This is a genomic window from Collinsella sp. AF23-2 (genome assembly GCF_003459245.1).
GTDB lineage: Bacteria > Actinomycetota > Coriobacteriia > Coriobacteriales > Coriobacteriaceae > Collinsella.
Genome location: NZ_QRVG01000015.1, coordinates 17,486 through 39,893, shown reverse-complemented (window position 1 = coordinate 39,893; position 22,408 = coordinate 17,486). Strand labels below are relative to the sequence as shown.

Annotated in this window: 20 protein-coding genes; 10 read left to right on the top strand and 10 right to left on the bottom strand. The window is 59.0% G+C overall.

The genetic code is table 11. The annotated features are described in order from the left end of the window. Positions 1 to 91 precede the first annotated feature (91 nt). The 6 genes from DWY03_RS07070 to DWY03_RS07050 all read right to left on the bottom strand — a co-directional run bounded on the left by DWY03_RS07070 (position 92) and on the right by DWY03_RS07050 (position 5,930). Entirely contained in the window at positions 92 to 751 is a 660-nt protein-coding gene (locus DWY03_RS07070; RefSeq protein WP_117773741.1) for a DUF5028 domain-containing protein, read from the bottom strand. Positions 752 to 756: 5 nt separating this feature from the next. After that, positions 757 to 1,401 carry an ATP-binding cassette domain-containing protein gene (locus tag DWY03_RS07065; RefSeq protein ID WP_089573263.1) on the bottom strand — a complete coding sequence of 215 codons (645 nt, stop codon included), beginning with the start codon at positions 1,399 to 1,401 and terminating at the stop codon, positions 757 to 759. After that, positions 1,398 to 2,195, bottom strand: a complete 798-nt coding sequence (locus tag DWY03_RS07060) for a hypothetical protein (protein ID WP_147326479.1) — start codon at positions 2,193 to 2,195, stop codon at positions 1,398 to 1,400. The genes DWY03_RS07065 and DWY03_RS07060 overlap by 4 nt, the downstream gene beginning before the upstream one ends. Before the next feature lie 38 nt (positions 2,196 to 2,233). Next, positions 2,234 to 3,115, bottom strand: a complete 882-nt coding sequence (locus tag DWY03_RS07055; protein ID WP_089573265.1) for a hypothetical protein — start codon at positions 3,113 to 3,115, stop codon at positions 2,234 to 2,236. Positions 3,116 to 3,169: 54 nt separating this feature from the next. Further along, positions 3,170 to 3,682 (bottom strand): hypothetical protein, encoded by a 513-nt coding sequence (locus tag DWY03_RS10005; RefSeq protein ID WP_124785772.1) that lies wholly within the window; start codon positions 3,680 to 3,682, stop codon positions 3,170 to 3,172. Between the two features lie 109 nt (positions 3,683 to 3,791). Then, complete coding sequence (locus DWY03_RS07050; RefSeq protein WP_158558633.1) at positions 3,792 to 5,930, bottom strand: LuxR C-terminal-related transcriptional regulator; 2,139 nt, start codon at positions 5,928 to 5,930, stop codon at positions 3,792 to 3,794. 437 nt (positions 5,931 to 6,367) lie between these two features. Here DWY03_RS07050 and DWY03_RS07045 point away from each other — a divergent pair, with 437 nt between their 5' ends. The 9 genes from DWY03_RS07045 to DWY03_RS07005 all read left to right on the top strand — a co-directional run bounded on the left by DWY03_RS07045 (position 6,368) and on the right by DWY03_RS07005 (position 19,053). Beyond that, positions 6,368 to 8,221, top strand: a complete 1,854-nt coding sequence (locus tag DWY03_RS07045) for a serine/threonine-protein kinase (protein ID WP_117840286.1) — start codon at positions 6,368 to 6,370, stop codon at positions 8,219 to 8,221. After that, the gene (locus DWY03_RS07040) at positions 8,218 to 9,228 is read left to right on the top strand and encodes an FhaA domain-containing protein (protein ID WP_117840285.1); all 1,011 of its coding nucleotides are present in this window, start codon (positions 8,218 to 8,220) and stop codon (positions 9,226 to 9,228) included. Before DWY03_RS07045 ends, DWY03_RS07040 begins: the two co-directional genes overlap by 4 nt. 6 nt (positions 9,229 to 9,234) lie before the next feature. After that, complete coding sequence (locus DWY03_RS07035; protein WP_006235180.1) at positions 9,235 to 9,651, top strand: FHA domain-containing protein; 417 nt, start codon at positions 9,235 to 9,237, stop codon at positions 9,649 to 9,651. Continuing rightward, positions 9,648 to 11,447, top strand: coding sequence for a Stp1/IreP family PP2C-type Ser/Thr phosphatase (locus DWY03_RS07030; protein ID WP_117840284.1), 1,800 nt, complete (start codon positions 9,648 to 9,650; stop codon positions 11,445 to 11,447). Before DWY03_RS07035 ends, DWY03_RS07030 begins: the two co-directional genes overlap by 4 nt. Before the next feature lie 16 nt (positions 11,448 to 11,463). Then, positions 11,464 to 14,334, top strand: coding sequence for an FtsW/RodA/SpoVE family cell cycle protein (locus DWY03_RS07025; RefSeq protein WP_117840283.1), 2,871 nt, complete (start codon positions 11,464 to 11,466; stop codon positions 14,332 to 14,334). A gap of 132 nt (positions 14,335 to 14,466) precedes the next feature. Next, positions 14,467 to 16,428 carry a Stk1 family PASTA domain-containing Ser/Thr kinase gene (gene pknB, locus DWY03_RS07020; protein ID WP_117840282.1) on the top strand — a complete coding sequence of 654 codons (1,962 nt, stop codon included), beginning with the start codon at positions 14,467 to 14,469 and terminating at the stop codon, positions 16,426 to 16,428. Between the two features lie 517 nt (positions 16,429 to 16,945). Beyond that, positions 16,946 to 18,193 (top strand): tyrosine recombinase XerC, encoded by a 1,248-nt coding sequence (xerC, locus tag DWY03_RS07015; protein ID WP_117840281.1) that lies wholly within the window; start codon positions 16,946 to 16,948, stop codon positions 18,191 to 18,193. A 218-nt stretch (positions 18,194 to 18,411) separates the two neighbouring features. Further along, positions 18,412 to 18,657, top strand: a complete 246-nt coding sequence (locus tag DWY03_RS07010; RefSeq protein WP_117640700.1) for a hypothetical protein — start codon at positions 18,412 to 18,414, stop codon at positions 18,655 to 18,657. Between the two features lie 9 nt (positions 18,658 to 18,666). After that, positions 18,667 to 19,053 carry a hypothetical protein gene (locus tag DWY03_RS07005; protein WP_117840280.1) on the top strand — a complete coding sequence of 129 codons (387 nt, stop codon included), beginning with the start codon at positions 18,667 to 18,669 and terminating at the stop codon, positions 19,051 to 19,053. Positions 19,054 to 19,253: 200 nt separating this feature from the next. Here the strand turns inward: DWY03_RS07005 and DWY03_RS07000 are convergent, their stop codons facing one another. Next, a complete protein-coding gene (locus DWY03_RS07000; RefSeq protein WP_117840279.1) occupies positions 19,254 to 19,538 on the bottom strand; it encodes a hypothetical protein in 285 nt (94 codons plus the stop codon). Positions 19,539 to 19,663: 125 nt separating this feature from the next. Here DWY03_RS07000 and DWY03_RS06995 point away from each other — a divergent pair, with 125 nt between their 5' ends. Further along, a complete protein-coding gene (locus tag DWY03_RS06995; protein WP_117840278.1) occupies positions 19,664 to 20,233 on the top strand; it encodes a hypothetical protein in 570 nt (189 codons plus the stop codon). Positions 20,234 to 20,275: 42 nt separating this feature from the next. On the opposite strand, the gene DWY03_RS06990 is transcribed toward DWY03_RS06995, so the two are convergent. The 3 genes from DWY03_RS06990 to DWY03_RS06980 are packed head-to-tail and all read right to left on the bottom strand — an operon-like array spanning position 20,276 to position 22,373. Then, a complete protein-coding gene (locus DWY03_RS06990; protein WP_117840277.1) occupies positions 20,276 to 21,013 on the bottom strand; it encodes a metallophosphoesterase in 738 nt (245 codons plus the stop codon). Next, positions 21,013 to 21,738, bottom strand: a complete 726-nt coding sequence (locus DWY03_RS06985; protein WP_117840276.1) for a metallophosphoesterase family protein — start codon at positions 21,736 to 21,738, stop codon at positions 21,013 to 21,015. Before DWY03_RS06985 ends, DWY03_RS06990 begins: the two co-directional genes overlap by 1 nt. Further along, the gene (locus DWY03_RS06980) at positions 21,735 to 22,373 is read right to left on the bottom strand and encodes a hypothetical protein (RefSeq protein WP_117840275.1); all 639 of its coding nucleotides are present in this window, start codon (positions 22,371 to 22,373) and stop codon (positions 21,735 to 21,737) included. The genes DWY03_RS06985 and DWY03_RS06980 overlap by 4 nt, the downstream gene beginning before the upstream one ends. Positions 22,374 to 22,408: the final 35 nt, after the last annotated feature.

Sequence of the window (22,408 nt, the reverse complement as noted above, 5' to 3'; positions counted from 1 at the left end):
AAGGCGCCTCGTCCCGCGCCCGATTCCGGGCCGGGGCGCCTGGAATCGGGCGCGCGTACCGCCAATGGACCCGTTTTGCCTTGCTCTCGAGCTATTTCACTTCAAACCTTAAGAGCCTCCGCTCCGGCAGATCGGTCATCTTCATCGTGTAAGTCCCGGGAAATGCTTTCTCAAAACGGACGGTCTCGTAACCTTCGAAATAGTCGTTGGTGTTCTGCATCATAAATGGGACGAGCAACTCGTTTTCTGCCCCAACCTCCACGGCAAACGCAGCAGAGCCGCCAAGGACCGGCATGGCTTGCGTTATCAGATCGGTATTGACTACAAAATCATAGTTTGGCGCAGACTCCGGAACCAGATGCCAAACATACGCTTTGATTCCACCGTCGATATTATCCCTATTTCTGACACGCATCTTTACGGCGATAACGCACGTGATGTCGGCATCCTTCAGTCTCGTTTTCGTATCCACGGTGCCATATTTTGAATAATCGTCATGTGCTCGTTTGAGATACTCGCGCGGCGTGAGCAACTCTGCCCCGTCTATGCAAAACGAATACCCATCAGTCACCACATCCTTCGACCCCAGAAACGCTCCATCCATCGAGAGCCATTCGCCCTCCGCGTAATATTTCTCAGGAATGACCGTCCGGTTCCCGTTAACGACGCTCACCCTCATGCCCGCAAGGCCGGTAGCAGCACAGCAAAAAAGCGCGAGCGCCGATCTTCTCGTCCACAGGGTCTTCTTCATCGCGCTCACGACCTTTCCCGAACTTTCACAACGGCACCGTCGCGCATGCAGTAAACCCGATCGGCCAGTTCCTCGAGCACCTCTCCGTCATGGCTGGACAGAAGGACCTCACGACCCGTTGATGCCGCCATCGCCACAACGCGCTTGAGCATTTCAACGCCCGCTTCGTCGAGGGCATTCGTTGGCTCATCGAGAACAAGCAGCTTCGGCTTCTCCATAATTGCCGCAGCTATCCCCAGACGCTGCTTCATCCCAAGCGAGTATGCTCGGAACTTCTTTTTTTCGTCTGCATCGAGCCCCACGAGCCGCAGGGCAGAGCGAATGTCCTCGGGGGTGGCAACGCCCTTGATCTGAGCGATGAGCTTCAGATTGTCGTAGCCAGACAGATATCCCAAAAAGGAAGGCGCCTCGATCAACATCCCCAGACTCGGCGGGAACGAGATGTCCGCCCCAAGCCTTTGGCCATCGATAGAGATTTCGCCTTCGGTAGGCTTGATCAACCCGCAAACCGCTCGCATGAGCATGGTCTTACCCGAACCGTTTATCCCCTGAAGCCCGACCACAGTCCCAGGGTCAACCTCGATGGACACGTTGCGCAGGACATCGTTTTTACCCATGCGCTTCGATACGCCCCTTACGATCACACTCATATCTTGTCCCCCTTTTCTATAAGGTCGGCCCTTCGAAACCACAGTCCACCCAACGATAGGCATAACGACATAAGCCCAATTGATGACAAGACACTCGAGCCCGCCGCGATTCCCTCTTTGACAATTCCACCCCAGCGCAACAGCATCAAGGCGTTACCCAATAGCGCCCAATGTCGTGCATATGCCGAGCAGATCAGGTAGCTCATTAAAACCACAAACGAGACTGACGACCCAAGCACAAACCCAACCGCTGCCTGCGCAAACGCAAGCGCCTCAAAAGCAAATAAGAGACCTATGAAAAACGGCAGCGCATCTGCCTCGGCAGCTTTGAGAAACCACGGCGCCAAATTAGCCAGTTGAAGCGACTCACCATGAATGACCGCGCTGAACGAGGAGCTCACCACCAAGCTCCAAATCACAACAGAGCAAACCACCACGAGCAGTGAAAATGCCGTTACTGCCGCCACCAAGATAAAACGCGAGACCCACCAAAGGGTTCTTGCCCGACATCGAACAAGCGCTTGCAAACCAAACCCGTGTAACGATTCGGTCGGATAATCGAGTGTTGTATAGAGAATAAGCAGAATGAGAAAAAGCCATCCTAGCGGAGGCACAAACATGACCCCGGGCCTAGGCTCAAACGGAGCAGATCCGGCAAACACGAGCGCAAGATTATCCGCAAACCCCAAGGTATCCGTTCTAACCCCATACACAGAAGACAATCCATAGGCGTATACCAAGTTCGCAACGGTCACTGCCGCAATTGCAATAAAAGTGATGATGTTCTTCTTCAAAACGGTCCTCAGGTCTGCGGTGACCAGCCTAAACAGCATCAGACCACCTCGCGTCTTTTCCACGCCCCAGAAAAAGCCAACGAAGCAAGGGTCAATAATATGATTTCCGCAAAACCGGCTCGAATGTCTGGCCAGTTATTCAGCGATTCCGACCTGATGCTGTTGAGGATATTGCAGTTAAACCCCACACAAGCCATTACGCCGAAGATCCAGCCATTTGCAAAATGCCACGCAACCATTAGCAGATACGGGACAATTATCGCTTTGATTCTGCTACGAAACAAAATTGAGAAGCCAGTTACAGCCATGGATAAAGTCCCGAGCGTGACAGCATCGAACAGCGTGTATGCGAGCACATATGACAAAGGATGCGAATAAAATAGACCGGAGAAGTAGCTATGCAGGTAAAGTCCTACGTAAGTCGACTCATCGACCCGAGGAAGATACGCAGGAAAAAGCATCGAGACGATCAGGAAATTGACGAGCAGAGGAATGGCAGTCACTGTAAACGCGGAGAGGAAAGCAGACAGCATCTTTACGTTCACGTACGCCTTTCTGGAAACGCGCGTGCATATCTGCATGTCATAACCACTCAAACGCTCAAAGAGACACGACCAAGATCCAGCCAACATTGCAAGCAGGGGCAGTGCATAGAAAAACACCGACGCAGACAGTGGCGCGTTCGCGCTCACAACAATCCAGTTACCGAAGCTGCTTTCACGTGTTTGACCGAGATAATTTTCGGCTTGCACGCCAACGCCGTAACCAAAAGAAAGAAGGTTGTGGCGCTCTTTTTCCAAATTTGCCCACGGCTCCAGCGCGGCAGCTATTGCAACTGCGACCGCAATCAAGAGAGCAAGGATAAAAGCTGGACGTCTAATCGTTTTCGACAGTTCGTATCTTGCGAGCTTTTGGTTCATACGTCCTCCTCCCCCTTCCGACCCAGAAAGCCGGAAGGGAGCCATTTCAAACAACTATGCGGGAAGCTTGTGGAAATGCCCGACGCAGTCGGGGCTCCATACGCCAATAACAGTGCCGTAGCCAGACTCCGCCCATGCAGTCAGTCGCGCCGCAGATCGCCCGTTCTCACGGACGAGGTTATACATTTCCCACTGTCCCTTGTGATTCGAACGATACGTTCCCTGAGTACAATTCATGCTGCCGCTACCGCTTGTGTTATACGCACCGTCTGTATATAACCGAAGCGGATTTCCCGTATGGCCCTGGATATCCAGATAGAGCGATGAGGAATCATCCTTTTGACGGTAGCCAGTTGCACTCGTCCCGGCACATTGAAAACTAAATGCCTTATCGGCATTGTTCGTACAGGTCGTAATTCCCGTATCGGCGTTTTGAGTAATGCTGGAAACCTGAGAGGTGTCAAACTCCTCTTGTGCAAACGATGCAGCGGGAACCCCTAGGGACAGACCAGCTGCAATCACCAAGCCGACTCCGATTCGAGCAATAGCGCTCCTTGGCTTAATCATGGCCTTCTCCAATCAAAAGCGGTTAACAATGCGTCGACGCACGGCAACCTTTGCATGAATAGAGAAAGATGTCTGTAAACACCCGCTATTGAGTTGATCGCTCAGGCGTTTACACGTTATCTACCTGCGATAACAATGAAACAAGCTCCGCTTTATTCTTGATCTTCAACTGGCGGTAAGATGCAGACCGCAGTGCTTGCACCGTAGATGCAGCGTAACCGACATCCTCCGCAATGGTCTTTGTCGTTGCGCCTTCTGCCGTCATCAGCAAAATTTGCGACTGAACATCAGAAAGGGAGCGCGACGCAAGCAGGGCAAGCTGGCGCACGCGAGCTGCTTCGGTAAGCCCGTTCGCGCGGTACTCCAAGACGGCCTTCTCGTTCTCAACCGAGCGGGTGAGCGCGATGTGCGTGACGAACATGGGCGCAGACCAGCAGACGATCACCGTTGCCACGACGACATTGACAGCCGAACTTTGCCCCAGCAACGAAGTAAGGAACAACGGCTCGAAAACCATCAGATCCTGCGCCATGTTGAGCAAGACAACCCAAACAGGAGCCGTCGCCCCAAAGCAAAGCATCCATACCCCGAGCATTTTGCGCTGCGGACAGCTACGCAGCACTATATATGTGAACAGTATCCCCGTCAGCACCGCAAGTCCATGGATTCGCCCCCTAGTGGCTGCATAGATTAAAGCGGATACACCTATTAACGCCAACGGCACGATAGCCCGAGTACGGCCACGCGCCTTAAATGAACACAGCCCAACAGCGAGCGAAGCCATAGACGTCATGCCGCAAAACAGGACCGGCACAGCCATCAACGGATCGCGTACGCACCTCCATGCCGCGATATAGACAAAAGACCATTCCACGGCAGACAGTATCGCCCACACGCACGGGCTTCCGAGCCCAATCGCCCCATCCGTTCTAGTCAGTGCAGCTTCACGATTCAGTTTTTCACCCGCGTAGTGCAGCGACAGAAGCAGTCCGAGACCCAATGCATAGCTTGAGAGAGAAAAGGTAACAGCCCATGAAACACCGGATCCCCAATAACTATCCGCCATTACCAAGGGGCCCGCCGCAAGGAGGATAAAAAATAATGTGAGCAGGTATCGAAACAGCCGGCGCGTCCGAGCTGATGCCAACATATCGTCAGCATGCCGCCGCGACAGCTCGGGCCCTACAGCATCACCCTCGTCCACAAACAACGCCACGAGCTCGCGTGAGCCCGCAACCGACGCCTTCCCGTATGCTCGGTGAAGCGTTGTTCGCACCGTCGATGACTTCGTATCCGTCTCCTTGGCAATTTCCGCCGGCGTTTTCCCTTTGAGCAGCAGCCGAACAAACTGCTCTTCTCTAGGCGACAGGGCAGGGGAAAACACCCCCGCATCGAATGGGTCGGACACGCAGGCGATATCCGAATTGTTGTCCCGTTTTCTCTTTAGCAACATGCATACGAAGGCGGCAGCGATAGCGGACCCCATCGCAAGCAATGCAATGATCGCGTCATCGCTTGCAAAGTATGCCGCCTCAACAGCCGGAACAAGGCCAATAGGGACTGCCACGAGCGCAGAACGGGCAAACACGTCGCTCTGTCCCCGACCAAAGGCGCTGAAACAGCAAAACAGCGGGACCGCAACCAATACGAGATAGACCAACGGAATTAAAAGCACAAGACCAATTGACGCGGCCGAAACAGAGAGTGCTCCCCATGGCTCAGGGATGACTCTCCATGAAACTCGACAGCAGAACAGCAGACAAGACATGACGGCTATTGTTTCTGTAAAAATCGCGTCCTGCGGATGACGAGTTTCTCTTTCGTCAGCCCGCGTCGCCCCCCGCGTCAAAGGAGAGCCCGCCGTATCCCAAATTACATATGAGAGGAGCAACGACCCAGCAAAGCACGAGGCGCATGAAACGCCGCGCAACAGCCAGATAGGCGCAAACACGAATGGAATAGAATCTCCGCGAGCATAGAAGGCCAGGTCGGCCCATTCGGGAACCGTTGCAATAGCAGCAAGGAAAATACCGAAGGCGCCAAGGAACCCCAGCCGCCTTATTTCTCTCCCCTTGCGGAGCGCAACACCGTGACCAAACGCCGCGAGGCATGCGCCCAGGATAACGAGCCAGGTCATTGCACCTGACGCCAGGCCGATTGAAGATGAAAACCGGTGATAAGGGGTGACCGCCATTACGACAAGCGCAATGGCGCAGGCAGACGTAGCAGAACGGCGGGAAAAAAGCATATGGCCTCCATAGCGTGTCATTATATCGCTCGAGCCGCTCGTTTATCTCTGTTCTCACACCAGCCAGCATCAATGATTCAGGCGAACTCCAATCCGCGCCAGATCACGGTCCGGCTTTTGTTCGCAGTCCCCACATCAAAGCGGGATGCGGTTTCCTTTTAGACGCCGGTTCGGAAAGCGCATCCCGTTCCAGGGCAATATTCTGGGATGCAGTTTCCGCAGCCCACCCCATTTGGAAGGCGCATCCCATTATTTGGCTGAAAACTGGGGTGCGCTTTCCGAACGAGCCGAAACGGCCCGAATCGATCGGACCACCTCATCCCCGTTTCCTCGCCATCTGCCCGAGCGTGCTACACTAGCAGCATCTATGCCACCGCGAACGGCTCGGCCCCGCGCCCGCCGCTCGCAAACGAACTATAAACGCACGAGGGTTGGCCATGCCGCTTTTCTCGCAACATACCGCCCGGTTCTCGCCGGACGTTCCTTTGGAGGGCACCAGCTCTCGCGAGCTGCTCAAGCGGTACCAGCCGCTCGAGACGCTTGCGACCGGCGGTTTTGGCTCCATCGAGATCTGCCGCGACACGCACCTGCGCCGCCGCGTCGCCATTAAACGCATCCCCCTTATCAACGGTGCCGGCATGCCCGCTAGCGACATCATGGATGTCCTGCGCGAGGCGCACACTGCCGCCATGCTTCAACATCCCAACATCGTGCAGGTCATCGACTTTACGCACGACACCGCCTATGCCTACCTGGTTATGGAATATGTCGATGGCATGTCGCTGGCCGAGTTTTTGCACCGCGCGGACGGCCACTCACTTACCTTTGACGAGGCCGCGGCCATTGCCGATGCCCTGGGCCAGGCGCTCACCTTCGCCCACAGTAATGGCGTACTCCACCTGGACATTAAGCCCGCCAACGTGCTCATCGACCACTCGGGCAATGTAAAGCTCACCGACTTTGGCATGGCGCGACTGTCGTCCGCCGGTGGCTTTGGCGGCTCGCGCGGCGGCACCATCGGCTACATGCCGCCCGAGCAGCTCGATATCGAGACCGGCACGGTCGACGAACGCGCTGATGTCTTTGCCCTCGCCTGTGTGATCTACGAGGGCCTGTGCGGCAGCGCTCCCTTTATGGCGGCCACGCCCGCCGACTCGCTCGGCCGTATCATCGGCGGCGCCACCTATCCCAGCGAGCTGATACCACACTTTCCCCCGGGAGCCGAGAGCGTGCTCATGAGCGCGCTCTCCCCCATGCCGCAGGACCGCCCCAGCAGCATCGAGGCATTTTGTGACCAGCTGCTCGCCGGCTTGGGCAGCGTGCGCGAGGGCCGTCGCAGCCTGGAGCAGATGGTGGGCGAGCTGTCAGATGACGAGCGCGCGGCAGACGGTATCGAGCCATCGACCTACGAGGACGACACCATCGAAGTCGACCCCGCACTCGGCTGGGCGGGCACGCGCTGGAGCCATGCGCGCGACTACGCCATGCACGCTATCTCGGCGCTAACGTGCGGCGCCTTTAGCTTTTTGCTGATGCAAACGGCCGGGGTCGCGGCGCTTCCCGGCCTAGTCATTGCGGCTATCGCGATCGGAGCGGCGGCTGGCCTGGCCCCCCAGATTGGCTCGGCCATCTCGGCTGTGGGCTTTTTGGTGCTCATGGCCAACGCCACCATGCAGGCGCAGGGCATCCTGTCGATGTTGCCCGTCGCGGTGATCTTTGCCGCTGCCATGTCCGGTTGGTGGATCGCCTGGGGTCGCACCGAGGCTGCCGCGAGCGCCGCACTCACCTGCGCGCTTGCGCTTGGCTGTCTGACCGGCAATACCTTCCTGGCAGCTGGGGTCGCCGCCGGCGTCGCGTCATTTTGGCTCGGCCCGGCAAGCGCCGCCGCGGCAACGGGCATGGGCGCGCTTTTTGCCCGTCTGGCCACGGTCGCGCTTTCAGCCGGAGGCGTGCTGGGGCTCGGCAACGTTGCCGCAGCGCTGGAAGACCCGCTCCTTTGGGCTGCCTTTGCGCTGGTCGCGACAACTGCCGCGGCGTCATCTGCGCTGCTCAATGCCCATGCCAAGCGTGCCGATCAGGGCTCAAACCTTGCCGCCATCGCCGCCATCGCTGTCACCGGCATCGGCTGCGCAGCGGCATCCTGTCTTGCACACCATATGGAAATTGCCAGCCTTGCAGCCGCGGTCGCCGCCAAGGCGGCAGTTGCGGGAACCCTATCCTCTATAATCGTTGGGATATGCCTATATTTGCTCGGATACCAAAGAACCTATACGGAGAGTGATCTTTCGTGAACTTCCTGAACATCTTCGAGGACCACGTGGCCGGCATCTTCGGTGCCACCCGTGCCCCGTTCTCCTTTAAGAAGCTTGCCAAGCAGGCCGCTCGCGACATGGAGGATCAGACTCTGGTGATTAATGGCGTCAACACGGCGCCGGCACTCTATACCATCCTTATCGCCGCCGACGACGATCCCATGCTCGCCCCGTTCTACCCCGAGCTTTCGCGCGAGGTCCGCGAGTTTGTGAAGGCGCAGGCCGAAAAGCGCCGCTATGTCTTTGTCGGCGAGCCCCTCGTGCGCTTTATGATCGATCCGCAGCTGCGCGCCGGCAAGTTCTCGGTCTTTGCCGAGAACGTCGATGCCCCCACGCTCGGTCGCCTGTACGAGGAAGAGCGCGCCTATCAAAACGGCCTGGGCCAGAACAACTCCGCGGCAAGCCGTGCCGCCAGCGCCCCGCGCGCCGGCCAGCAGCAGTTTGCTGCCCCGCAGCAGCAGCGCCCCGCCGCCATGCCCCAGCAGCAGCCGACGCCTCGCGCCGCCGCTCCCGACCCGCTTGCCGTGGCAGATCCCTTCGCGCCTAGCGTCCCCGACCCCGCCGCTCCTATCCCGGTGCCGCAGACCGTCTCGCGCGACGCGCTTGCCGGCATGGGCGGAGCCGCCGCGACCGGTGCCGCCGTGGGCCTAGGCGCCGCAGCCGGTATCGCCTCCAACATGGCGAGCACTCGCACCCCGCAGCGCCCGCTCGCCCAGCTCGTCGACGTCGTGAGCGGCGAGAGCCATAGCATCACCTCCGCACAGGTGACCATCGGTCGCGAGCGCTCAGTTTCCGACATTGCCCTGCGCGACCCCAACGTGTCGCGCCGCCACGCCCAGCTCACCTTTACGGGCTCGGATTGGTCGATCGAGGACCTCAATTCCACCAACGGCACGCTCGTCAACAACCGCCGCATTACGCGCTGCCCGCTGCGCAACGGCGATCTGCTGACGTTTGGCCTGAGCACCTTTGAATTTAGGGGATAGTCTCTTATGAACATCGATATCGTCCTTTTTGCAGGCCGCATCGTCCTGGTCGCCCTGCTCTATATCTTCCTGTTCGCCGTCATGAAGACCGGCGTGGGACTCGTGCGCGGGCAGCGCCGCGACTCGGCTATCTGGACGATCGATGTGGACAAGGGCCCGCGCGGTATCCGCGGCATCCACGTAGACATGCTCGGCCCCGTCATCGTCGGTCGCTCTCCGTCTTCGGACATCTGCATCAACGAACCGTTCGTCTCGGCCTCGCATGCGCGCTTTTCGCTGCAGGGCCCGGCGCTCATCATCGAGGACCTCAACTCGCTTAACGGCACGCTCGTCAACGGCCGCCAGCTCGTGGAGCCCGCGACGCTGCGTGAGGGCGACGAAGTCCAGATTGGCGACGTGGTCATGAAGGTGAACCGTCGATGATCGACGAGGAGAACAAGTCCGCAACTATGACCGAGGCACCGGCCGCCGCCACAGCTGCGCCGGCCCACGCCGCTCCGGCGGGCTCCGCACCCGTGGAGCCCGAGGACACCGTGTTCTCCCTGCCTCTTTCGCAAGTAACGCATGATATTTCGGATCTCGCCGATAACGAGGACGAAGAGGATGCCGTAGCGGCGCCCATCGGCGCACATGCTGCGGAACAGCCCACAGCGCCCGAAGCAACCCCGGCGCCGGCTCACTTTGCAGAGCCCGTCGCCGCGGCAATCAACGAGAGCGCTGCGGTGTTTGCGGCACCCGAGCCCGCCGCGCCGGCGTTTCCCATAGCCCCGGCATCCGAGGTTGCGCCCGCGTCTACGCCGGCGCCCGAGCCTATAGACGTCAGCCCGCAAGATGACGAGCCGACCGCCCGCGTTTCCGAGGAGCCCGACTCCCCGGACACCGGCGATTCCGAATCAAACGCCGAGACCGACACCGTCTCTCCCGGTGACACAGCCGAAATCGACGTTGCCGCCGTTGAGGCCAAGCTCAAAGACCCCGGGTCGACCATGAGCTTTGAGCCCCTGACCGAGGAGCGCATCGAGACCGACTCGACCTATGATGCCGGCACCACCACGCAACTCATGTGGGGCGCCCGCTCCGACGTTGGCTGCGTGCGCCCGCACAATGAGGATTCCTACCTGGTGCAGTCGCCGCTCTTTTGCGTATGCGACGGCATGGGTGGTCACGCTGCCGGCGAGGTGGCCTCTTCCATCGCCGTTGAGACTATTGCCAAGACGGCCCCGCAGTCCGCCGACGCCGCACGCCTGGCGGCAGCCGTCGAGGCCGCTAACGCCGCCGTAATCGAGGCCGCCTTGAATGGCCTGGGCAAGCCCGGCATGGGCTGCACAGCCACTTGCGCCTATATCGAAAACGATACGCTCGCCATCGCCCACGTGGGCGACTCGCGCGCCTACCTGCTCCACGAGGGCACGCTCATCCGCGTGACCCGCGACCACTCCTATGTGGAAGAACTCGTGGACGCCGGCGAGATTACGGCAGACGAGGCTCGCGTCCACCCCAACCGTTCGGTCATCACCCGTGCGCTGGGCTCGGACCCCGCCATGTATGCCGACCACTTCACTCTGCATATCGAGGAAGGCGACCGCCTGATCCTGTGCTCTGACGGCCTTTCGAGCATGATTCCCGATAGCGATATCGAGAACATCGCCACGCAGTCCTCAACCGCGCAAATCTGCGTCGACAACCTAGTGGACGCTGCGCTTGCCGCCGGCGGCCACGACAACGTGACCGTAGTAGTCGTTGACCTGGTTGACGATGGCGTTATGCGCGAGGCGCAGCGCGTGCGTCGCCGCAACATTACTATCGCCGCCATTCTGGCCCTCGTCTTTGTGCTGGCAGCTGGCATCTGGGCCTACACGGGTGTCACCGGCTCGTACTACCTGGGTACCTACCAGGGCAATGTCGCCGTCTGGCGCGGCCTGCCCGGCAAGCCACTCGGACTCAAGCTCCACTGGCTCGAAAGCGAAACCAGTATTAAGCTGTCCGACCTGCCCGAAGACACGCAAAACCGCCTCAAGGCGGGCATTCCGCAAACAAGTGTCGACGATGCGCAGGACACGATATCCAAGTACCGCCACCAGATCGACGAGGAGCAGACCCGCCAGGTGATTGACGCGCAAACGATTCGCGACAACACCAATCAGGGATCGACCTCCGAATCAGATTCCGAGAAAACCGCCGAACAGTCCGCCGAGGCCGAAGCCTCCGAAAAGAACTAGAAAGGGAGTGCCGCTTATGAGTCGCCGCAACACCGAGCTGCTCTTGCTCATCGCCTCGGCGTTCCCCGTCATCCTGCTGTATGCGATGTACGTGCTCACCGCGGGCGCCGCCATCTCCTTTGAGACGCTCGCCGTGCCGATCGGCCTCTTTGCCGCCTTCGCCGCGGCACATATCGCCGTGCGCATCTTGGCGCCCGGCGCCGACCCCGCCATCCTACCCATCGTATTTATACTTTCGGGCATCGGTATCACGTTCGTGACACGCCTCGCCCCCGCTCTCGCCATCTCACAGCTCATCATCCTGTTTGTCTCGGTGGCGCTCATGGTGGGAACGCTTGCACTGGTCAAAAACCTCGACGTGGTTATGCGCTACAAGTACACCTTTGGCATCATCGGCATCATTCTGCTGATGCTGCCCATCTTTATCGGCACCACGATCTCGGGCTCCAAGCTGTGGATTCGCATCGCGGGCTTTACCATCCAGCCCGGCGAGTTCGCCAAGGTCTTTATCGTCCTGTTCCTGGCCGGGTACCTGGCCGAGAACCGCGAGCTACTCTCCATCTCCAACCGCAAGATCCTGGGCTTTAAGATCCCTCGCCTGCGACTGCTGCTGCCGCTGTTTGCCGTGTGGGGTGTGTGCCTGCTCGTCGTCGTCTTCGAACGCGACCTGGGTTCGGCCGTGCTGTTCTACACCATTTTCTTGCTGATGCTCTACGTTGCCACGGGGCGCTTTTCGTATGTCGTTATCGGCCTTGCGCTCTTAGCCGTTGGAGCTGTGGGCGCCTACAAGTTCCTGTCTCACGTTCAGGTGCGTTTCCAGGTTTGGGTCGATCCGTTTAAGGACGCCCAGGGCCAGGGCTACCAGATCGTCCAGTCGCTCTTCTCGCTTGCCGATGGCGGCCTGGTCGGTGTTGGCATCGGCAACGGCATGGCCAACAACATCCCCGTCGTCGAGTCCGACTTTATCTTCTCGGCTATCGGCGAGGAGATGGGCCTTTTGGGCGGCGGCGCCGTGCTCATCCTGTTTATGCTCTTTGCCGTGCGTGGCCTCACCACGGCTGCCCGCGCTAAATCCGACCTCGCAGCCTTTAGTGCCACGGGCCTTACCGCCGCCATCAGCTTCCAGGCCTTCTTGATCGTTGGCGGCGTAACCCGCCTGATCCCGCTGACCGGCGTCACCCTGCCCTTTATGAGCCAGGGCGGCTCCTCTCTGCTGGCGAGCTTTATCATCGTCGCGCTCCTGCTGCGCGCCGGTGACGAGGCGACCGGACGCGAGGCCGAGCTTACCGGCACCGGCACCATGGCCGCCATCACCGATGATCAGGTCGCATCTGCCGCCGCCCCGACGGGCACGCGCTTTGCCACCTCGTCTTCCTACGGCAGCGGCAGCCATTCCGTCGGCTCGCGCATGCGCCGTCGCCTGCTCGACACGCCTGAATCCGGTGTGCTCGGCCGCGTCGCGCTCGCCAACCGTCTAACCCGTGCGGTGCTCGCCTTTACGGCGCTGTTCGCCATCCTTATCGGCAACCTCACCTATGTCCAGGTCATTAAGGCCAAGGACTATCAGGACATGCCGACCAACAACCACACCATCGCCCGCTCCAAGTACATCCAGCGCGGTTCCATCATCACGTCCGACGGCGTGACGCTGGCCGAGTCGCTGCAGCAGGAGGACGGCACCTACGTACGCTCCTACCCCAACGGCAACCTGGCAGCGCACGTGGTTGGCTACGTGAGCCAGCAGTATGGCACCACCGCCATCGAGAGCGTCATGAACGACACGCTCACCGGCTCCAAGGATTACTCCAGCTGGAACAACGCCATCGCGTCGCTCGCGGGCCAGACCCAGCCGGGCAACACCGCCAAGCTCACCATTGACTCGCGTATCCAGACGGCGGCCGAGCAGGCGCTCAAGGGCTTTAAGGGCGCTGTAGTGGTCATCGACCCGCGTACCGGCGCGGTGCTCGCATGTGCCAGCTCGCCCACCTACGACAACACCAACATCGACGCCCTGCTACAGGCAGGTGGCGGCGAGGACGGTTCCATGTACGACCGCGCCATGGATGCGCTGTATACCCCAGGCTCCACGTTTAAGGTCGTCACCCTTTCCGCAGCGCTCGAGACCGGCACCGCCACGCTTTCGAGCACCTACCAGGCACCCGGTTCCATGGATATCGGCAACGCTCCGGTCACCAACTCCGCCAACGAAAGCTACGGCACCATCAGCCTGCAGCAGGCCTTCGCCGTGTCGTCTAACGTCGTCTTTGGCCAGGTGGCCAACGAGGTCGGCGCCAGCTCGCTGGTACAGTTTGCCAACGCCTTTGGCTATGGGCAAAAGCTGGGCCAGGACCTTACCGCCGCTGCCTCCATCATGGCCGACCCGTCGCTTATGACCGAGTGGGAGACCGCTTGGGCAGGCGCAGGTCAGCCTGTCGGTATGGACCACACGCCCGGCCCGCAGACCACGGTCATGCAAAACGCCGTGATTGCCGCCGCCATTGCCAACAGCGGCGTCGTCATGGACCCGTTCTTTGTGTCCCAGATACTCGCCCCGGACGGAACCGTTGTTAAGACCACGCAGTCCCGCTCGCTGGGCCAGGCTGTCAGCTCTGCCACGGCCGACCAGGTCAAGCAGGCCATGCTCGCCGTCGTCCAGTCCGGTACCGGCACCGATGCCCAGATTCCGGGCGTCAAGGTTGCCGGCAAGACCGGTTCGGCCGAGACCGGCGGCACCAACGTCAACTCTATGTTTGTTGGCTTTGCACCTTACGATTCACCCACGGTTGCCATCTCGGTGGCCCTGGAGGATTTCGACAAACACGACGTCGAGGCAGCCAAGATTGCCGGCATCGTCCTGACCGCGGCGCTCGCCGCACAGGGAGCGTGATGCCCGTGATCAAAGCGGATACTTGGGGCGCGCCGCGGCCGATGAGCTAGCGGCAACGCGCCACACGGCCCCAGCGGCCACACATTTGGTACTACACACATCGTTGAGCGAATAGTTATGTTAGGAGCAGGAATGGAACAGAGGGTCCTCGGGGGAAGATACCTCCTCAAGGATAAAGTGGGAACGGGCGGCATGGCGACCGTCTTCCGTGCACAGGATCAGGTCCTCGACCGCACGGTTGCCGTCAAGATCATGCTGCCGCAGTATGCCGGCGACGCCACCTTCGCCGCCCGCTTTAAGCAGGAGGCTCAGGCAGCTGCCGGCCTGTCCTCCCCCTATATCGTGGGCGTCTACGACTGGGGCAAGGACGGCGACACCTATTACATCGTCATGGAGTACCTGCGCGGTACCGACCTTAAAAGCGGCATCAAGAGCCACGGCGCCCTCGATCCCAAGAAGGTCGCGCAGATCGGCTCGCAGATCAGCTCCGCGCTTTCGGTCGCACACAAGCACGAGATCATCCACCGCGACATTAAGCCGCAAAACATCATGGTGCTGCCCGACGGCAACATCAAGGTAATGGATTTTGGCATCGCACGAGCCAAGAACAGCCATCTCACGCAGGATAACAACGTGCTGGGCACCGCCCACTATGTAAGCCCCGAGCAGACCCGCGGCCAGGACCTCGGCCCCACCTCGGATATCTACTCGCTGGGTGTCGTTATGTACGAGTGCGCCACCGGCCGCGTACCCTTTGACGGCGACGACGCCATCTCGGTTGCGCTCAAGCAGGTCAACGAGCTGCCCATCCCGCCGAGCCAGATCAACTCCGGCGTGGATGCCGACTTGGAGCGCATCATCCTCAAGTGCATGGAGAAGGACCCGGCAAACCGCTTCCAGACGGCCGACGAGCTGCGCCAAGTGCTCAACAGCTACCTGTCCGGCCGTGCCGTCAACGTCTCGGAGCCCACGCGCATCATCGGTGCCGCCGGCGACCTGGGTGCCACCAAGACCCGCGAGCTTTCCGACTCAACGCGCGCTATGGTTCGCCCCGTCTCGGGCGTGAGCGGTCAGAACACCGCCCGCAGCGCTGTCTCGGGCTCCACGGGCTCCTATGAGGTCGAGAAGCCTAAGTCCAACAAGAACAAGATCATCGCCGCCGTGATTGCCGCCGTCGCCGTGATTGGCGTTGTAGTGGCCTTTGCCACGGGCATGTTCAGTGGCGAACAGGTCACGGTGCCCGACGTGCTGGGCAAGGACCAGGAAACCGCTATTGAGCAGATCAAGGAAGCCGGCCTAGAGGTTGGCGCCGTCGACCAGAGCTACAACGACGATGTCGACGAGGGAAAGGTCGCCGAGCAGACCCCCAACGGCCACACCAAGAAGGCCAAGGGCACGAGAGTGAACCTGGTAATCTCCAAGGGACCTAAGCCCTCCGAGAAGGTTGAGGTTCCGCAGCTCGTCGGTCTGACCAAGGACCAGGCCGAGGCCGCACTGGCAAGCGTGGGCCTGAAGGGCAGTGCTTCGGAGGAGGCCAATGAGGCCGAAGAGGGCCAGGTCTTTGAGCAGGGCACTGCTGCCGGCAAGGAGGTCGAGAAGGGCACGACCATCTCGTACAAGGTCTCCGGCGGCCCGGACACCACCTCGGTGCCTGATTTGACCGACATGACCGAGGCCCAGGCGCGCAACGCCCTCGACATGGCTGGCTTTGGCGTCGACGTGAGCTACCAGGAAAACGACTCGGTTACCGAGGGCACCGTAATTAGCTGGAACCCCAGCGGCAAGCAGAAGCCCGGTGCCACGATCACCGTCGTCATCGCCAAGAAGTCCGGCAAGGCCAGCGTCCCGGGCAACCTGTACGGCAAGAGCATCTCCGCCGCCGTCACCGCGCTCAACAACGCCGGGTTCTACAACATCGCGTTCTGCGATCAGAACGGTAACCCTGTGAGCGGCAACGAGAACGCCACCGTTACGGGCGTCTCCCCCACCGGCAAGCAGTCCACCGACAGCACGATTACGCTGACGGTCGCACTTTCTGGCTCGGGCTCGGGTTCGGGCTCGGGCACGGGCGACGATTCCGGTACGGCCAACTAGTCGCCACCCCACCGCCCATTACGGCTCTCGCCGCAAACATATTCGCTCACAGGCGCCCGCTTGCTCCCCCAGCAAGCGGGCGCTTCGTTTTTAGCATGGCATGAAACAGAAGAGCCCGGCACCGTGGCGGTGTTCCGGGCTCGACAAATCTCTGGTGCCCCCGGGCGGATTCGAAAACTCCCCCCGCGGGGAAATTGGTGACGCGGGTGTCGACGGTCCGAATCCGGCCTTTAGACCAGAAGAGCCCGGCACCGTGGTGGTACCGGGCTCGGCAAATCTCTGGTGCCCCCGGGCGGATTCGAACCGTCGACACCCGCTTTAGGAGATATGATTTAATGCTACCCCCTACCATTCATCAAGCATCATTGAACATCATATAACCGCAGATAAATATAGCAGTTTGTGTCTTTTGCCTCCGGTAGCTGCGCCTACGCTTTTACAAACATATTACTAACAGCTTTAGCTAAACTGCACTCATTGAATTGTTGAAAACTATTCAAAGAAACGGAGTGCAAAGATGTCAGAACAGCCACTCATTAGCGGAAGAGGCACGTGTTGGAAAGACAAGAGATCACCTAACACCTATCGCTATTATTTTTCCCTTGGGGTCAAGGACCCTAAGACAGGGCGTTACAAACGATCCCCAACTTATACGGTTCGTTGCAAGACTAAAACAGAAGCTAAGGCTGCAATGCAGGCCAAGCTGGCTGAAATCAACTCCTCTGGCACGATCACTAAAACTAAAAAGCCCACTTTGCTTGCGTCCTACTGCTGGGCCTTTCATGAAAATAGGGACACCGAGCTTGCGCCAACGAGCTATGAAAGAGAAGCGTACGATTGCAGGCATATCGAAGACCTATTCGGTGCGTTTCAGACAATTGAGGGGCTAACTCCCGATCTAATCGAAGAAACATATGCCGAAGCTCGTCGTACGGGAAAATACAAACCATCAGAGCTTGTACGAATCAATGCGAAGCTGCGTCAGATTCTGTCGAATGCAGTCGCAAAGAGAATAATTGACCGGAACCCCTGCGCTACCGTTCATGTTCGCAGACCACGCAACAAAAGAGAATCACTGACAATCGACCAAGTAGCTACCCTATGCACACATCTTCAACACATTGAGCTCACCGCCGAAGCTGTTGGCACGCTAGTACTAGTGTATACGGGTATGCGAAAAGGCGAGATGCTGGGCCTCGAATGGCGCGATTGGGACCCTGCCAATAAAACCTTGAAAATTGACAGGCAGTACACCAACGATCATGAACTGAGGGCACCCAAGTCACAAGAAAGCCAACGCAAAATCCCCGTTGGAGAAACCTTGGCCGAACGTCTTCAATCATGGTCAGCCATACAAAAAGAGCTCCTGGCCTCTCTGGGGCTGTCCCAGACTGGCAGCACTCCCATCATTAGCGATATTGCTGTCGAGCAAGGGATCCCTACTGTCTGTCACATGAAAAACTACATCTTCAACCATTGGTTTCGCGATTTCGCAGTTAGCTGCAATCTTGGAATCTATGAGCCGAACAATTCGACTGGCGGAAAACTATATAAGGGCATCTGCCCGCATCAGCTCAGGCATTGTGTAAGCACTTTTATGCTGGCGAACGGATCGGACGTTAGAAGCGTGCAAGGTATTCTTGGCCACGCGGACCCCAATATCACGCTCAAAACGTATACAAGCCTCGTTCAACAATCAGAAATAAAAGCAGTTAAAGGCTACGAAGACTTCATCAACGCCTATATACAGAGAAGCGAGAAATAGCATGTTTTTCATTCATCGTTTTATTCATAATATTACGGTACTATAATACCATTTCCGCAGGTAGATGCTTTATTTGGTTGACATTTAATGAGTTTTATTACATGCTAAAGCTGTCAGGTGGCTACACACGTAGTCATAAAAACCGGCCCCCCAAGTGCTTATGAACCTGGTAAGTCTTACAAGCACAGGGAGGGCCCTCATTGAAAGGATAGCTCATCATGGCTACTCCAAAGATTAGCACTCAGGCGTCCACACCGACTTTCCCCACTGGTGCCGCTCAGTGCGATCGGTTGCTCCGCGTTAACGATATCCGCGAGCTCACTGGCTGGAGCGAGAACACCGCGCGCAAATTCATGCGCGAGTCCGGCAAGCTCATCCAGATCCATCGCTCGAATTACATGTTTGAAAGCTCGTTCTACGAACTTTTCAAGCAGCTTGAAGGTCGTACTGCCCACCTTGACTAGGTGGTAAACATGAGCGAGCTACCGTCGATTTCCGACAAATTTTCCGATGATGTTACTGAGCAACGAGAGATTAGAAGGAAAATGGATAACGCGAATTTTATTTCGGTGCCCGACTGGGCGTGTTGTGCCACCACTGTCGCTGCCGAGCGCCTCATCCTCGGCCTAGTATGGAAGCTTGGAAATCCTTCCAAAAACAAACGAGCCATGGGCTTTTACGCAAAAAGCAAATGGATTGAGGAGCGCTACCACCTAAGTAAGAACACGATCTCCCGGGCCTATACCTCTTTGAAGGATAAGGGGTTTATACAAAAAGCGGGTGATGGCAGCTGGATGCTTAATTACGCTGCAATCTACCGCGCCGCGATCGAAAACGCTTGGGAGCCCTCGAAATCTTAAGTCCACAGACCGACTATCGACGTGGGCTTCTGTCAAACAACCGAGTTAAAAACCACTGAGCCAGAATCCGCTTCAATAGAAGAGGATTCTGGCTCAAATGATATCCGGCCGTTCGCGCAGCGATGTCCACCGCAATCTGGCAAGAATCGAGGATGGGAAAACCGTCATCGAGGTCGTGAAGGTCGGTAATCGCCAGGCGTCTACAAAAACATGCCGCGGATGTAAAATGAAGCAGGGTCGAACCGGAACAGTTCCCGGACAATTGGCGTCCGGCCAGACACTTCGATTCGACCCTTTCTCATACCTGCATCTAAAATACTCCCATAATCATTCTCGACATCTTTAACGCCCTCACCTCCTGCCACCAGCACGTCGTAGGTGCCATTTTCAACGAATCGATATGGCCGTCCATTCATGGCCTTTAAGGCACGTGATACCATGAAAGCGTGCGGTATTTCTCCAATCGAAAACCTGCGTGAACGCATGACTTGAGACGCCTTTTTAGAACCCACCGATCGCAGGACGACTACAAATCAACAGCGGCCGCGTATTTGTTCCCAGCCGTACGGCGTGGCGGAGCCATGCCCATTGTTGATTGGAGTGTCGCACGATGACAGACGAGAGAAAAATCAGGGAGATCTACGGCGTGAAGTCCGTCCACGAGGAGGCCGCCGAGCGGATCGAGGCGACGTGGCGGGAGAAGCTGCTGCGCGAGACGGGCGACCTCAGAACCGAGAACGCATTGCTCAGGGCCCAGCTCGACGAATTCAACTGCAAGCTCGCCGAGGCGACGGATCGGAATGAAAAGATTGAGGCCGACTGCAATGAGCGGATTGCCTTTATAGAGGAGAAGTTCGAACTCGATACCGCGAGCCTCGAACTCGAGAACAACGAGCTCCACGCCGCGAGCGTCAGGTACCTCTCCCGTGCCAGGGAGCTCGACAGGCAGGTCGTCCAACTCCATGCCGAGGCCGTGGCCATGGTCGATGAGATCGAGCGGCTGCGCGGCGAGCGTGATGTCGCGCTGAAAGCCCAAGCCGAGTTGAACGACGCACTCCTGGCCCAGCGCGACCTGATGGCCGAGGTCGCCGCCCTCAATGACCGCCTTGCCGCCTCCGAGCAGCGTGCGGCCGTGGCCGAGGCCAAGGTCGAGGTCATGACCCAGATGAAGGGCGAGTAGCCCCGCGCTTCTCCTATCAGGCGGCTGATTTCTAGAGACCTCCTAGAACGCTTCTAGGAGGTCTCTAGAACCGAGCGCGGCATCTTCAATCGGCACGATGTCTCGGTAGATCAGGCGATGCTTGGCGTCGCACCATTTGTCGCCGTGGTAGTGGCCGAAGAACCAGGCGCGGTAGTCGAGCCGCCCGTCGAGCTCGCCCAGGAAGGTTTGCAGCTGATCCCCACGGTACCCGCGTCCATGCTCGCGGCACAGCACCTCAGCAAGGGCAGCAGGGGCCTCGTGAGTCACAACGCAATCGACCTTCCAGCCCACGCGATTGAGCGAGGAACGGCAGTGTTCCGTCTCTTTCTCGCTCGGCATCTCCTCGGGCCACCAGCTCCTCCCCTCCTTGCGATACTGCCTGTCGTTGCTCGCGGCTCCGCCCATGGTAAGAACCGTGGTTCCCGCGATGTCGAATACCCCTCCGCGCATGAGGTGCAGCACGTGCGGTCGTACCTCATGGACGAGACCGCCGCTCCACTCCCGCACCGGCAGTTCTGCCAGGGCGTGGTGGTTCTCATGGTTGCCGTCTACGAAACACGTGGTCCACGGCTTCGATTCGAACCAGTCGAGCCAGTATTTCTCGGCGTTGGATCCATCCCAGACAAAGCCGAAGTCGCCGGCCACGATCACCACGTCATCGCGCGTCAGTGTGCGCCCCAGCGGCCAGTTCTTGAAGGCAAACCGGCTGGACCCGTACTCGGCCCTGCCGTGCACGTCGCCTGTCACATAGATAGCCATCAGTACGCGCCCCACGGCAGGAGTTTCTCCCCGAGCCTCACGATCCGGTCATACAGCACCGTGTGCCGTTCGTCCGGGTTGCCGTCTCGGTGGAAGTGACCGTAATACCAGTGTTTATAGTCCAGGCGGTCCTCGAGCTCGTCGAGGAATCCGGTCAGCCGGTCCACATCGGGGCGTTCCCAGCCTGGGTCCGGGTAGAGCGTCGGCGAGAGCATGCGCGTGGCGCAGGTATGGGTGATGACGCAGCCAACCTTCCAGCCGACCTCGTCGAGCTTTGCCCGCGCGGTATCGAAATCGCGCTCGTCCGGGAGCTCCTGAGGCCACCAGCTGGAATGCGGCACGCGGTATTCCCTGTCCACGCTCGTGGCACCGCCCATGGTGAAGACCGTCGAGCCGTCGAGCTCGAAGACCTCGCCGCGCGTCAGGCGCCGAATGGGCGAGGTGTCCGACAGGCGCTGCGTCAGCCCGCCGTGCCACGGCTCCATGGGGCGCTCCTCCCAGTGATCGAAGCGCTCGTGGTTGCCGTCGACGAACAGTACCGTGTAGGGGCGCGACTCCAGCCAGGCGATGTCGGCGCATTCCTCGGCAGAAAAGTTCCACGGAAAGCCAAAGTCACCGGCAACGATGAGATAGTCGTCGCTGGTAAGACTATCGCCAAGCTCCCAGTCGCGGAGCTTTTGCATGTCGAGCCCACCGTGGATGTCGCCCGTCACATAGACCGTCATCGGATTACCTCTTCCCTCTTGTACGCCGCCAGCTCGCGCTCGACCTGCCTGTCGCCGGTCTCGTTGACCCACCAGGGCCATTTCACCCGGCCGCACGGCTCGTCGACTCCGGCGAACCACTCCCTCAGCTCGTCGAGGCTCACCGGGGAGTGCCCGTTGGCATCGCAACCGACGTCGTAGCGCAGAAGGCCCTGCTTGCGGTTGAACTCGTTGTACGCGCCGCCGCTGCTGTGGATGTGCCCGTGGAGGTGCCACGATCCATGGCTCATTCCCTGCCAGTCGGCCATGGGGTAATGGCTCAGGACGATCTTCTGCCTGTCGATCTTGAGCACGCAGATCGGCGGCTCCACGGTGAAGGCGCCCGCGACCGCCGGCTGGGTCCAGTCCTTGTCGTGGTTTCCCGGGACGAGGTGAATGCGTCTGCAGGCGATCCGCTTGCGCAGCCCGTTGGCGTCCTGGGCGGCCATCTTGAATGAGAAATCCCCCAGGATGTAGAGCTCGTCGTCCACGGCGACCCTGCCGTTGATGCTGTCGACGATGGCGTCGTTCATCTGCCAAATCGTCTCCCACGGGCGGTCGGTGAACTTCAGCACGTTCTCATGCCCGAAGTGGGTGTCGCTGGTAAACCAGATCATATTTATGTCTCCTTTTATCGCTAAAAAACGTTCTC

Excerpts from the sequence above, each read along its gene's own strand:
- DWY03_RS07070 (WP_117773741.1), bottom strand. The coding sequence starts at position 751 with ATGAAGAAGACCCTGTGGACGAGAAGATCGGCGCTCGCGCTTTTTTGC.
- DWY03_RS07065 (WP_089573263.1), bottom strand. The coding sequence starts at position 1,401 with ATGAGTGTGATCGTAAGGGGCGTATCGAAGCGCATGGGTAAAAACGAT.
- DWY03_RS07055 (WP_089573265.1), bottom strand. The coding sequence starts at position 3,115 with ATGAACCAAAAGCTCGCAAGATACGAACTGTCGAAAACGATTAGACGT.
- DWY03_RS10005 (WP_124785772.1), bottom strand. The coding sequence starts at position 3,682 with ATGATTAAGCCAAGGAGCGCTATTGCTCGAATCGGAGTCGGCTTGGTG.
- DWY03_RS07050 (WP_158558633.1), bottom strand. The coding sequence starts at position 5,930 with ATGCTTTTTTCCCGCCGTTCTGCTACGTCTGCCTGCGCCATTGCGCTT.
- DWY03_RS07045 (WP_117840286.1), top strand. The coding sequence starts at position 6,368 with ATGCCGCTTTTCTCGCAACATACCGCCCGGTTCTCGCCGGACGTTCCT.
- DWY03_RS07035 (WP_006235180.1), top strand. The coding sequence starts at position 9,235 with ATGAACATCGATATCGTCCTTTTTGCAGGCCGCATCGTCCTGGTCGCC.
- DWY03_RS07030 (WP_117840284.1), top strand. The coding sequence starts at position 9,648 with ATGATCGACGAGGAGAACAAGTCCGCAACTATGACCGAGGCACCGGCC.
- DWY03_RS07025 (WP_117840283.1), top strand. The coding sequence starts at position 11,464 with ATGAGTCGCCGCAACACCGAGCTGCTCTTGCTCATCGCCTCGGCGTTC.
- pknB (WP_117840282.1), top strand. The coding sequence starts at position 14,467 with ATGGAACAGAGGGTCCTCGGGGGAAGATACCTCCTCAAGGATAAAGTG.
- xerC (WP_117840281.1), top strand. The coding sequence starts at position 16,946 with ATGTCAGAACAGCCACTCATTAGCGGAAGAGGCACGTGTTGGAAAGAC.
- DWY03_RS07010 (WP_117640700.1), top strand. The coding sequence starts at position 18,412 with ATGGCTACTCCAAAGATTAGCACTCAGGCGTCCACACCGACTTTCCCC.
- DWY03_RS07005 (WP_117840280.1), top strand. The coding sequence starts at position 18,667 with ATGAGCGAGCTACCGTCGATTTCCGACAAATTTTCCGATGATGTTACT.
- DWY03_RS07000 (WP_117840279.1), bottom strand. The coding sequence starts at position 19,538 with ATGCGTTCACGCAGGTTTTCGATTGGAGAAATACCGCACGCTTTCATG.
- DWY03_RS06995 (WP_117840278.1), top strand. The coding sequence starts at position 19,664 with ATGACAGACGAGAGAAAAATCAGGGAGATCTACGGCGTGAAGTCCGTC.
- DWY03_RS06990 (WP_117840277.1), bottom strand. The coding sequence starts at position 21,013 with ATGGCTATCTATGTGACAGGCGACGTGCACGGCAGGGCCGAGTACGGG.
- DWY03_RS06985 (WP_117840276.1), bottom strand. The coding sequence starts at position 21,738 with ATGACGGTCTATGTGACGGGCGACATCCACGGTGGGCTCGACATGCAA.
- DWY03_RS06980 (WP_117840275.1), bottom strand. The coding sequence starts at position 22,373 with ATGATCTGGTTTACCAGCGACACCCACTTCGGGCATGAGAACGTGCTG.